Raw genomic sequence first — 12,071 nt, 5'->3', positions numbered from 1 at the left:
TCGCTTCATCCGAACATCTTTTCTTTATACCTCTGGAAAAGGCTTTTCCTGGCTGGTTTCTGGGTCGCCTGCTCCAGGAGCTCTCGCAGCTGCCGGATGTACTCGGCCTGATCTTCGATGCCGCGATAGCACTTCGCCAATTCCTGTTCTTGCTTCTTGATGGTTATGTATTCGTTCAATGCTTCATCTCGGGAGTATTCACCAGACTCAGCGGATGAGACGATGTCCTGAGAGTATGTCCCGTCTGTTGGAATGACGAAGTCCGCGGCGCTGTTTTTCTGCATGCAGACGAAGAAGATAAGTCTGTGATGGGCATTGGCTGTGTAGTTGTCGAAACTGTACGGCATCTTCGTCCTGTTTTCCATGTTCACGATCTTTGAAAAAGATATTGAATATTTGTTTGCAAGCGCGATGTCGAAGAGAAGCTGCGGCCGGATCGCGTAGAACCCGTGGTCGAAGTATCCGCCGCAAGGAAGGGCAAAGAGGATGTGTCCTCCGGGTTTCGTGCAGCCGTGCGCGAGAACGAAGCCGTTGCTGATGTGGAAACAATGCTCCGTTGTCCCGAAATCCGTCACGAGATCGTACTGTTCCCGGAATTCACTCGGGAGGGGAAAGTTGAGGTCGAAATGGAGCGAGTGGGGCGAGCCGTCGATGTCTATGCAGCTGTACGAGTCATAGCCCAGCGCCTTGTACATGGCCGGGGCATCGAACGAGGCGCGGTCCCCGACCTCGCGTCCCTGCGCAAGGAAGAGCTGGCGTATCTCTCCTGGGTTGATGAGCGTCTGTGCGCCGAATTCCAGGACGGACCGTCCCCTGCCGGAGAGGCTCGCGATCATTTCCTCGACAAAAGTCGCTATGATGGCCATCCAGTCCCCTTTGGATCGATACGCGCTGTTCCGGCAACGCCATCGCGCATGATCACGATGTCACTACCGGCTAAAAATTTCCCGAGACATGATCCCTGGTCACGCAGGGCCATGTCCCGCCATCTCTTGACTGACGTCCACGGCACGGCCTGTCGGGACCCGCGGCAACGCCGAAGTTCGAGGGCTCATGGCGCAGGAATCTTGTCCAGCGAGCCTGCTGCTTTTTCCCGAGGCAACAACCGACGAGAGATCTTTCTCAGGACATATTTCGTCGCCACGAACAAGGAAAGCGCCGTTTCCGCCAGGACGAGGGAGCAGCCCAGGTTGATGGCGAAGCAGACGAAAAATTTCAGGAGCCAGGGGAGAGTGATATGGGGGGCGATCTGCAAGAGGAGGGTCGACGACATGCCCTGTGAAATGAAATAGGGGATCGGATTCCTGCCTATTCGCACTATGCAGCCGATCTTCGGGCATCTGTTCCACAGCAGCAACGCGCCCATCGGAGCGAGAAGCGAGGCGATGAAGTATGGCCGCTGTGGAGGGAATTTATAATTCTGCAGAGAAATGGTGTCGGTCTGCCATGTGAACATGAACACGAGACAGCAGAAGAATACGGATCCGAATATGAGTTTGAAGATCTTGCTTTGATCTTTCTTGTAGGCAATGAAGCCGAGCAGAACGAAAAAAAGATAGAAGATGAACGTCACGGCCGGCGTTCCCAGGAACGCGATCCCGGTCCAGGCCTTGCTTGCCTCGGCTCCGCAGAGGAATACGAGGGCGAGAATCATGCCCAGGGGCAGGAGGGCCTTGGGAGCGACCTTGATGAGTATCTGCGCGAACAGGAAGACGGAGAGGTAGGTGGGAACGAACCAGAAACTCCCGTTCAGGACCGGGAAATAGGTATAGTCTGGCTTTCCGAAAGAAAAGGCCGACAGGATGTTGCGGACGTGGTCGCCGGCGGTCCAGATCTTCAGGCTGGCGAAGAAGGCCGAGGAGGTTTCGAGCAGCGTCGCCACGGAGTTGAGGACAAGGAACAGGATGGCGATGAAGAGGAAGAAGGAGAACATCCGTATGATGCCGGTGAACGGATTCGCGGAACGGCTCGAATACGTGGCGCTCGCGCCGGCTATGAAGAAGAAGAAGGGAACGTCGACGAGAAGCATCAGGGACTGGAAGTACACGGGCGTGTAGGCGACTCCACTCCAGAAGGCGGTGTGGATGACCAAAATACCGATAATGGCGATCCCGCGGTAGAAATCGAGTACGTCGTCTCTTGCTTTGCTGCTGCTTGCCGCTGATTTTTTATATAAGTTCATATGTCATTCTTCGTTGAATAAAAATTCGAGTGCGGAAATATACGGGACGCTGACGTGCAAGACCCCAATGCATGCAGTATGTTTGCGTCGCTCCGGAGCAGCTCGTCAGTCCGGCATTTTCCCTATGAACAGCAGGTTGCCGAGGATGACGTGGTCGTCCAGTTCGCTACAGAGAAGGTCCTTCAGCTCGGAGCAGAGCAGCAGCCCTGTGAGCAGCGGATTCTCTTCCTGGATGCGTTTGCGTTCCTTGTCGATGTCCGGATAGTAGGACGACAGCACCAGCAGGCCCCCCGGGGCGATGAGGCCCAACAGCTCGGGGAGAAGCGCCTTGAGCTCCTCGAGGGGCAGGAAGGCGAGGGCGTCTCCCATGAAGACGACGTCGAACTTCTTGCCTTGCAGAAGCCCCGGCGCCTGGGCAGCTTCGGCCCGCATCCAGCTGACCGGCACGTCGCTCCAGTATTCGGCCGCCTTGCGGATGATGGCCGGATTCGGGTCCACGGCGGTGACCCTGCGCGCGTAGCGCGCCAGGATGGTCGCCCCCCAGCCGCACCCGCAGGCGAGCTCCAGCACGTTTCTCCCCCGGCAGAAGCAGTTCGCCGTGAAGCCGTAGCGGGCCAGCATCTTCTTCCAGTGCCCGGATGTCCGGTACAGCTCGTCGCCAGGGCAGGCGTAGGTGGGCAGCTTTTCGTCGCTGAAGTCGCTCAGGCGGGCCTCGAGGACGTTCTCGTAGAGCTTCGGGTGCTCTTCGAAGGAACGCTGGAAGATCTCCATGACGTTCTCATAGCCCGTGAACATCTGCAGCGGGGCCGCGCCGGACTGCAGGTAGGCGGTCTCCGCGTCCGCGAAGTCGCCCTTGGCGATCAGCTCGCCCTTGTGCAGGAACATGCCCTGCTTGCAGAACTGGCGCAGCATCTCGAAGGAGTGGCTGACGAAGAGGATCGTGCGTCCGTCCTTCTGGCTGATGGCCTCCATCTTGCCGAGGCACTTGCGCTGGAAGTCCGTGTCGCCCACGGCCAGGACCTCGTCGACGATGAGGATCTGCTGGTCGAGGTGGGCCGCGATGGCGAAGGCGAGGCGCATGTACATGCCGGATGAGTAGTGCTTGACCGGCATGTCAATGAACTTCTCGATCTCGGCGAAGTCGACGATCTCGTCGAAGCGCTTGGTGATGGCCGCCTTGGGCATGCCGAGGATTGTGCCGTTCAGATAGACGTTCTCGCGCCCGGACAGCTCGGGGTGGAAGCCGGCGCCCACTTCCAGCAGGCTGCCGACCCTGCCGCGCAGGATGACCTCGCCCGCCGTGGGCTCGGTGATGCGCGAGAGCACCTTCAGCAGGGTGGACTTGCCCGCGCCGTTGCGGCCGATCAGGCCGACGCGCTCGCCCGGGTAGATGTCGAAATCCACGTCCTTCAGGGCCCAGAATGTCCCCCGTTTGGACCGCGACGGACTGAACACGCGTTTGGGCAGCGACGTGAGGAATTCGCGCAGCGTCCCGTAGCCGCCAGAGCATGCGCTCAGCGGCAGCCTGTATTCCTTGCCCAGACCACGGGCGCTGATGATCGGTTTCATCTTAGATGGAGTCCGCGAATGTTTGCTCGGTGGCGCGGAAGTAGGCCAGGCCGATGTAGAGGATGAGCACGGTGGCGGCGCCGGAGATCTCGAGGGGAAGCTCCGGAAACGGGATGTTCCCCAGGATGGCCCAGCGGAAGCCCTGGATGATGCCGACCATGGGGTTGCACGAATAGAGTGTCATCCATTTCTCCGGAACGAGGTCGATGGGGTAGGCCACCGGTGAGATGTACATGCCGAGCAGGAGGAAAAAGGGAACGAGCTGTGTAAAGTCACGATATCTGACTGTCAATGCCGCGAACCATGTTCCGAGCCCGAAGACGAAGAGCATCAGGAGCAGCGTCAGGGGCACCAGGGCGACGATGTACCAGGGCGGCACGTAGGAATACCAGAGTAGCAGGCCCAGGAGGAGCAGGAGGGAGACCAGGAAGTCCACGAGGTTGGCGAGAAGGCTCGCCAGCGGGATGATGACGCGCGGGAAGTATATCTTGGTGATGATCGCGCTGTTGGCGATGAGGCAGACCGAGATGGCGGAGAGGGCGGTGGCGAAGAAGAGCCACGGAGTCAGCCCCGAGAGGACGAGCAGCGAGTAGGGGACGCCGTCCGGACCCGGCACGCGCACTAGGAAGCTGAACACGACGGTAAATACCAGCATGGTCAGGAAAGGCCGGAGCACCGCCCAGAGGATCCCGACCACGGTCTGCTTGTATCTGACGACGATGTCCCGCCACGTCAGATAGTACAGCAGTTCATGGCTGAGCAGGAAATCTCGCCAATAATTCCTGCTGTGACTCCCCGGAGCCAGCTTCAATTCATAGTCCACGTATCCACCTGTTATTGCGCGCATGGGTTGGAGAATTCATTGGAAAAAGACGCGAGGCGGCGTCTTGTCTGAAATCCACGCAGAGTCCTTTAGCCCGATTGCATATGCCGATCAAGTCGTCAGTGCAGGGCGCTTTCTTACAGTAGGGAGTTGAAAATATACTGTTTCAGGGGGATTTAGGTAGCAGATGAGCCGTATCGTCTTTCTTATTGGCAGATTACCAGCCGCAGAGCTCGGGAAGGAACGTGCGGAGCGCCGGTCGCCTTCCTGCCGAGTTGTAGGGGGGCTATAATTAATACGATCGGGATGCCCAAGCGGCCGTCTCTATGAAGCCTCCTCGTTTTTGACAGTATATTCAGGCTGACATGAGGCGCGCAAAAACCGTTTCTTCTCTGGTGGGCTGGCATATATTTCAGAACGTGGAATTCCCTCCTAGGCCATGATGAAAACGATTATTGGGAGCGCTGTCGCTCGCGCCGGGAGGCGGAGGGCGCAGAGCTTATATTGACAGTTTTGGTCATTTATATAAAATAAAAGATCCGAACGCGCAGAAGGCTGAAGCCTCAAACAATGCACACATCCCACGCCACAGCTTGCCTTCGTCCACATTCGTGAGCCGAGGGGGACGAGGCTGACCGAATTTTCGCCATCAGGACAAGAACTCTTGTACTACCTCGTTGGCAACGACATTCAGGGATGCCTGGAAAGAGATGCCGACGCGGCACGTACGGCTGAATCCAGACATGACGGTAAACTGTAACAAGTGGTCGGCATGAACGGCGACCGCATCTTAGCCACGCCGGAATCATGGTGAATGTCCGGACAGATGACATGTATTTGCCATGAGTTCTTCGTAGCTTTTATGAGTAAGTTCATAAATGAATAATTGTTCTTCAAGAAATGAAAAGCGGATTGTTTTTTTGGATGGGATCAGAGGATGGGCGGCTGTTGCTGTCCTTTATTCACATCTTTGCGCCTGTTTCTTAGCTCCCAAATATACATTCCTGCAGAGCAAGTTGTTCAGCTTTGTTACTGATGGGAATTTTGCAGTATACATATTCTTCGTTTTGTCGGGTATGGCTCTCTCGGTAAATTTTTTCAGGAGCAACGATCAAATCATCGTCAGACATCTTTTCGCCCGGCGATACTTGCGTCTTTTCGTCCCTATCGCGGCTTCAACGCTTCTGGGCAGTTTTCTGCTCAGGACAGGGCTTTTCTACAATGTGGAGGCTGCCAATTTGATGGGCGGCAATCCATGGCTCGGGTCTTTTTTCCTCAAACATCCGAGCATGAGTGAATTATTCAAGTTCATATCATGGGATGTGTTCTTCAATGGCAAGGATGTTGCTGCATATAACGCTGTGTTGTGGACCATGCGAGTGGAATTTCTCGGCAGTTTGTTCGTCTTCAGCCTTTGTCTGCTGATTTTGCCATTGAAGAAATATTATATATTCATGATACCTGTTGCCATTTATGTATTTGCTAACGATTTTTTCCCTTCGTTCTTTTTGGGGATGTTTCTTGCCAAGGTCTTGGATAAGGTTATCGAATTTTGTGACCGACCGGAATCAGAAAAATACTGTACTATTACCTCCTTTTTTTTCATCTTTTCGTCCATGTTCTACGCAACATTCTCTAGGGCTTTTGTATTTGATAATCCCATAATATTGCGGACGAATCCTCGCACTGCTTTCTTCGCGTTTTTGTTCATCTTGTCTGTCATCATGAATCTGCGCTTGCGCTGTTTGTTTTCTACGAAATTGTCTCAATATCTTGGTGCAATAAGCTTCCCCCTTTACTTGACGCATCTGCTGATCATATGCTCGTTTTCATCCTATCTTTATACCAAAATTTCTCACATGAACAGTTTATTTGTGCTGTGCATCATCATACCTACCAGTTCTGTCTTGGCATTCTGGGTTGCAGCAAGGTTCTATGTCATAGAAAAAATTGCGATCAAAATTTCCAGGAAATTTTCCAACTTTATCCTCGTCGAATAGTCCTTCTGTGCCGCGAAGCGGCCCCGCTTGTCCTTGGAAGAGGGAATTTCGAGGCCCCTGCGAGATGCCCCACGGCATGCTCGCGCTCAGGGCATGATGGACGACGGGAAAATGAGCGAAGGGCTAGCGGTCCGCGGCTTCCCGGAGCACCCGGCCGATGCGGGCGATGGCCAGGTTGGCGGCCGGCAGGGGCGCCTCGGTCTGGGTGATGTAGATGGCGACGACGAGGGGCTTTCGCTCCGGAGGCCAGACCACGGCGATGATGGAGCGCGAGCCGTGGCCGCCCGCGCCGGTCTTGTCCGCGATCCGCCAGTCCGGCGGCAGGGCGGCCCGCAGCAGGCCGTCCGCCACCTGGTCGTGCAGCATCCAGTCCGTGACCGCGGCGCGGGAGGAGGGCGCGAGCGCGTCGCCGAGCACGACCGCGGCAAGGCTCGCGGCGGCTGCCGCGGGCGTCGTCGTGTCGCGCGGGTCGCCCGGCGTGGCCTCGTTCAGCTCGGGCTCGGCGCGGTCGAGCCTGGTCGCGCCGTCCCGCGCGTCGCGCGAGAGGCGCACGCGCAGCTCGCCGGCTTGCTCAGCTGGCTCACGCGGCATCTCGGCAAGTCGAACCTCGTCGTCGCCCTGTCCTCCCTCGGCCGCTCTGTGTCGCCTGAACTGCGAGAGTGCCTTGGCTCCCTCGAGACCCTCGGCGTCTGCAGCGTGGCCAATGGCGAGCTGCGCTTTTCGGACGTCGAATCCGTCAGGATCCTGCGCGGGAGCTGGCTCGAGGAATACGTTCACGACGCCGTGCTCGGACTCGGGGTGAGGCTCATGGACGACGCGGCCTGCGGCGTGAAGGTGGAGAGCTCGCGACCCTGTCCATTGCTTCGGCCGTGCGGGTCTACCTGGCGGGCAAGAGCCGTATGCCGGTCCTCGCGGCCATCCTCTTCCTTGCCCTCACCCTGCATCTGGCGGCCAGACGCCATCTGCGCATCAACCTGGAGCGGCGACAGGGCGTCGACTACATGATGCTGGGTGGCGCTTCGTCCTGCTTCGCGGCTCACTGGTACGCCACCGACTGGTCCAGCGTGGGCATTTTTCTGTTCGGCCTCCTCATTGCCGCGGGCGCATGGCTCCTGGCCTCGGCCGAGGATGAATAAGCGGTGCCCAGCCGCTCCTGACGGATTTGCCTTACGGCGCCGCTTCTCCCCTCTGGCATGGAAAATATGCCATCGCTGAACACCTCAAGTATATGTAGCGAATCGCCCGTGCATGCATGGCGCGAAAGGCCACTTTTATGGATGCGCAGAAAGCCTCTTGTCTAAATCGGCGATACTGTCCCGCAACTCGCCTTGATGGCCCGCTACGATATACGGCAGAAGTCTGCCATGACCTCTCCTGCCGCGCTCTATCGCTATCTGGAGAGGGACTCTTTTCCGCAACTGGATTTTTTCTTTTGACTGTGCTATAAGGGCTACAAAACCCCGCTTCGGATGGGCTTTTGCCTATCTTTGAGGATAAGTAACCCCACACCGCTTGGCGCTATGCGCCTAGTGCCTTTCTCGCCTCGGCTGACGCGCGCGTGAATTTTCCGCGCCGCATGACCAGCCGCATCCTCCTCGACAACGCCCGCAGGGCGACACCATACCGCCGGGACGCATGGGAAGCGTCCTGCAGCGGCAGCGTTGGCGGCATCCGCCGCCGGATCATGACTTACCGACTTTAGGCTGCATGACCTTGGGATTTCCAGCGCCGGGCTTCTGGCTCGTGCACTGGCTTTCGCAACCGTCAGGATGGCGCAGTCCAACCTGACGGTTGCCCCACGCACGACAAACCCGCTGTATTTCCTGGCTTTCCAGGACGCCTGACAACATTGCCGTCTACCTGACGGCCCACTTCCGCATCCGTTCCCTTGCCGAGCAAACCGCCTTTCGGCCGCACCCTGTGCGGCCCAAGGTCGGATGTCCGCCGTATCCATACGGTTGCCCGTCCAACGCTGCTGCGACGGAGCCCTTGCCGCCTAGCGCGGGGAACAGCACGCCTGTTCCGGCTCACTTCCCATTAACCAGCCAGCACTGCGCCCAGCCCACAGCTGGGGCACATCAGCGAATTCGGGATTCAGACATCCGGCCGCGCCGACTTCGTCGGCTTCACCCTCAACACCATACGCATGGAGGTGCGATCATGGCTGGAAAATCGGACAGCCTTCTCTACGCCTTGCGCCGTGCCCGGCTTACCGGCAGCGGCAAGACCATCACGAACAACAAGAAGAGCGCGGAACTGTTCGTCCGCGTGCTGCGGGATCTCGGCTACGGCGTGCAGAAATGGACCAATCTGACCAACCGCCATGTGGCGGACGCCGTCCAGTACTGGCAGGACCAGGACCTCAGTCCCGGGACGATTAAGAACTATGTGGCAGGCGTCCGGTCGGTCTGCCGGGCATACGGCAACGACACAATCCACCAGGACAACGGCGCCTTCGGGATGGAACGACGTGTCTACGTCTCGAACAGGGACAAGTCCCTGGCCCGGGACGTATACGCACAGGCCGTGGCCACGCTGCGGGCTTCGACAGCGGAAGACCGGCAGCGGATGGCCTTGATGCTCGAATTCCAGCGGACTTTCGGCATGCGTGTCGAGGAATCCATGAAGTTCAACCCGATTCGCGACGACGAAGGGGAGCGTGTACATATCCATCGGGGAACCAAGGGCGGGCGTCCCCGCTGGTGCCCCTTGCTGACGGACGAACAACGGGATCTTCTCGAACGCGCTAGAAACAGCGGTTTTTACAGCTCGCCCTCCGCGACGATCATCCCCAAAAACCATTCGGAACGCACTTGGCGGAATACCGTCTACGGCTTGGCGCACGACCTTGGGCTGACGAAAGCCCAATCCGGCGCGACCATGCACGGCTTGCGCCACGCATACGCCCATGAGCGATACGAAGGACTGACAGGCTTCAAGCCGCCAGTGCTGTTTGCCGTGAAAGACGATTACATCGCCCATGCCCAGGCAGCGGCGGGCGACATGTGGCGGGAACGCGACCAGCTTGCCCGCGCTGTCATCCGTGAAGAGCTCGGCCATTCCCCGGACCGCGCCGACATTGACGGGCAGTACCTTGGAAGCGTGGTTAGGTAGGCATGGCGGAAGTTGAGCAAGACAAAGAAAAGCGGCCCCAAATCACTGGGGCCGCTTTGTTTTGGCGTGAGCCGTGAGCAGCAAGTTAACTGGTTAACCGGGTTTGCCAGCCAGCCAAACGGATTACAGGCAGATTGAATGGTGCGGGCTGCGCCCGCATCTTCCCGGAGAGGGGGCATTCCGTGCCATAGCCCCCTCTGGCGCCTGACGGCGGCATTCACCCCTCGGCGAGTGCTCGTCACTGCGCTGCGCTTCGTTCCGAGCACGACGGGGCGAGGGATATGCGGAGTTCACCTTGAGCCAACTTGTTGGTTGTCATGGATAAACAAACTAGTTGGTTTATTTTGTTGCCCAGCCCCATCTTGGAGAGGACGCGGCCTGTGCGGGCGACTGGCAGGGTCGATCCCTTACCGCGAAGCAAACGGATTTGAATGCTGCGTGAACGCATCGAAAATAGAAATGTAATACATTATTTGGTCGAATCACACTTGGTATCTCGTCCGCAAAGCAGCAAACGACGCCGAAAAGCGCAATTTGTGCTGGTTTTGTTTAAATGAATATCGATTTGCTGTTGACAGCCAGGCTTCATGTGTTATTATTGGTCCCGAGTCGTGCATGTTTTTTTATGCATGTGCCGCAGGCCCAGATTTTCATCCAACAACCATACCCCAGGAGCCGCGATGTCGAAATCACGACACGTAGGGGGTAGTGCGTTGTATGGATGGCCTTTCTGATCTGAAGCTGCTCACGATCGCGGAAGTCGCAGAACTTCTTCGCGTCCACCGAGCGACCGTTTCGCGCCTGCTCAAGTCCGGCGAACTGCCGTACTGCGCAATCGGCGGGCGAAGGCTGGTCCGGGCGCAGGACATACGCGTCTTCATCGACGGCCATACCATGAATGCCCCAGGCAGCGTGGGCTCCCGTACTGGGGGGCAGCCATGATGCGTGCCGGGATTTCGTCCTTTGGCTGCTGCGTCCCGTGTCGGATCCACGCCTTCTTCCCGGAAAGAACTGCTATTTCAGGGGCTCGAAGAACGCTGCCCACATTGCGGGGCGGTGCTGGCGATCTTCGCTGCGTCGAGCTATCATCCAGGCAGGTCCACGTAGGGGACCGATGCTGCATCGTTGACAGCCAAATAGGGGACATCACGGCGAGCGAAAGTCCGAGGGAGACATAGCATGGCTACCGTCACCATCGCGACCCGTTCGTTGCAGAAGGGCAAATCGTACGTCGTCCATTACCTGGATCCCAAGACCGGCCGGAAGGTCTACCACAAGACGTTTAGGCGCAAGGACTTGGCCCAGGAGGAGATCAACCGCCTGCGGGCCATGCTCGATGCGGGCAAGCTGCCCGAGAAAGCGGGCAAGCGCGAAAGCGTCGCCACGACCTTCGGCCAGGCCGCCGAATACTGCCAAGCGGAATGGATCCGCAAGCGCAGGGAAGGCGAACTGACCATGACGACCTACACGGGCTACGAGTACCTGCTGAAGCCCATTCTGGCCGAATGGCGGCATGTTCTGCTGGAGAACCTGAGCATCGAGACCATCCGCGACTACCGGGCAGCCGTGGCCGAAGCAAGAAGCAATGTGCTGGCCAACCGGCGGCTGTTTGTCATCAAGCAGGTCTTTGCCATGGCCAAGGCCAAGGGGCTTATCGAGCACGATGTGGCTGCCGGCATCCGTAACCTGAGCGAAAAAAAGCATGAGCGGACACGGCATCTGACGCCCGAGGAAGTCGGCAGGCTTTTGGCCGTGGCCGAGCAGGGCTATTCCCGACACTACATGCCCCTGGCCATCCTGCTGGCCGTGGAGCACGGCTGCAGCACGCAGGAGATCCTCGGCCTGCAGTGGGCCGACGTCTGGCCCGACGAAGGGCAGGGGCTCATCACCTTCCATCGGGAAAAGAACGGGGTGACCCGCACGCACAAGCTCATGCCCCGGACCAGGGACGCCTTGCTGGCGCGCCGGGAGTATCTGGACCGGTATCGGCGGACGCGCGGCGTCGCGGTCAAGGGGGATCACGTCATCGGAAACATGGACGGGACCCCGTTCGCGAGCATCCGCAAGGCGTGGAACACGATCTGCAAGGCCGCCGGCTTCGTGGATCTGCACTTCCACGACCACCGTCATACGTACTGCACCAATATCCTGCTGGTCGGCGGCACGCTGAAGCAGGCATCGGTCATGATCGGGCACAAGGACCCGCGCATGACCAACCGCTACAGCAACCTGGAAGGCATCCTGGAGAACCCTGTGCAGGACCGCCTGGCCGAGCGGTATGCGGCCGGGCGGAAGGTCGGCTGACGGGCTGGAAGGTCTGGCGGCTGAATGGCTGGAATCAGGCAGGGGCAAGGGGTCGTCGGGAGCGACGGACACATAGCGG

The 12,071-nt window shown here is 58.4% G+C and carries 9 protein-coding genes and 1 pseudogene; 5 read left to right on the top strand and 5 right to left on the bottom strand.

Going from position 1 to position 12,071, the window contains the following annotated elements; all coding sequences use genetic code 11:
• Nucleotides 1-5 precede the first annotated feature (5 nt).
• The 4 genes from DSX2_RS16165 to DSX2_RS16150 all read right to left on the bottom strand — a co-directional run bounded on the left by DSX2_RS16165 (nucleotide 6) and on the right by DSX2_RS16150 (nucleotide 4,574).
• Nucleotides 6-866 carry a hypothetical protein gene (locus tag DSX2_RS16165; RefSeq protein WP_020882074.1) on the bottom strand — a complete coding sequence of 287 codons (861 nt, stop codon included), beginning with the start codon at nucleotides 864-866 and terminating at the stop codon, nucleotides 6-8.
• Between the two features lie 185 nt (nucleotides 867-1,051).
• Complete coding sequence (locus tag DSX2_RS16160) at nucleotides 1,052-2,182, bottom strand: acyltransferase family protein (RefSeq protein WP_020882073.1); 1,131 nt, start codon at nucleotides 2,180-2,182, stop codon at nucleotides 1,052-1,054.
• Between the two features lie 105 nt (nucleotides 2,183-2,287).
• Entirely contained in the window at nucleotides 2,288-3,751 is a 1,464-nt protein-coding gene (locus DSX2_RS18435; protein WP_020882072.1) for an ATP-binding cassette domain-containing protein, read from the bottom strand.
• A 1-nt stretch (nucleotide 3,752) separates the two neighbouring features.
• Nucleotides 3,753-4,574 carry an ABC transporter permease gene (locus DSX2_RS16150; RefSeq protein WP_020882071.1) on the bottom strand — a complete coding sequence of 274 codons (822 nt, stop codon included), beginning with the start codon at nucleotides 4,572-4,574 and terminating at the stop codon, nucleotides 3,753-3,755.
• 878 nt (nucleotides 4,575-5,452) lie between these two features.
• On the opposite strand from DSX2_RS16150, the gene DSX2_RS18120 reads away from it, so the two are divergent.
• Complete coding sequence (locus tag DSX2_RS18120; protein WP_020882070.1) at nucleotides 5,453-6,574, top strand: acyltransferase; 1,122 nt, start codon at nucleotides 5,453-5,455, stop codon at nucleotides 6,572-6,574.
• Nucleotides 6,575-6,697: 123 nt separating this feature from the next.
• Here DSX2_RS18120 and DSX2_RS16140 read toward each other — a convergent pair.
• Nucleotides 6,698-7,093 (bottom strand): annotated as a pseudogene (locus tag DSX2_RS16140) (serine hydrolase); the annotation flags it as partial.
• Nucleotides 7,094-7,443: 350 nt separating this feature from the next.
• Between DSX2_RS16140 and DSX2_RS16135 the strand changes: the two are divergent.
• The 4 genes from DSX2_RS16135 to DSX2_RS16125 all read left to right on the top strand — a co-directional run bounded on the left by DSX2_RS16135 (nucleotide 7,444) and on the right by DSX2_RS16125 (nucleotide 11,992).
• On the top strand, nucleotides 7,444-7,710 hold the full coding sequence (locus DSX2_RS16135) for a hypothetical protein (RefSeq protein WP_020882068.1): 267 nt from the start codon (nucleotides 7,444-7,446) through the stop codon (nucleotides 7,708-7,710).
• Between the two features lie 1,024 nt (nucleotides 7,711-8,734).
• Complete coding sequence (locus DSX2_RS16130; RefSeq protein WP_020882067.1) at nucleotides 8,735-9,688, top strand: phage integrase N-terminal domain-containing protein; 954 nt, start codon at nucleotides 8,735-8,737, stop codon at nucleotides 9,686-9,688.
• A 717-nt stretch (nucleotides 9,689-10,405) separates the two neighbouring features.
• Nucleotides 10,406-10,630 carry a helix-turn-helix domain-containing protein gene (locus DSX2_RS18945; protein WP_152512994.1) on the top strand — a complete coding sequence of 75 codons (225 nt, stop codon included), beginning with the start codon at nucleotides 10,406-10,408 and terminating at the stop codon, nucleotides 10,628-10,630.
• A 237-nt stretch (nucleotides 10,631-10,867) separates the two neighbouring features.
• Nucleotides 10,868-11,992 carry a site-specific integrase gene (locus tag DSX2_RS16125; RefSeq protein WP_020882066.1) on the top strand — a complete coding sequence of 375 codons (1,125 nt, stop codon included), beginning with the start codon at nucleotides 10,868-10,870 and terminating at the stop codon, nucleotides 11,990-11,992.
• The last annotated feature ends 79 nt before the right edge of the window (nucleotides 11,993-12,071 follow it).

The sequence above is a fragment of the Desulfovibrio sp. X2 genome (assembly GCF_000422205.1).
Classification (GTDB): Bacteria; Desulfobacterota; Desulfovibrionia; order Desulfovibrionales; family Desulfovibrionaceae; genus Alkalidesulfovibrio.
The sequence above is the reverse complement of the archived record's forward strand: the minus strand, read 5'-3'. Positions and strand labels throughout refer to the sequence as shown.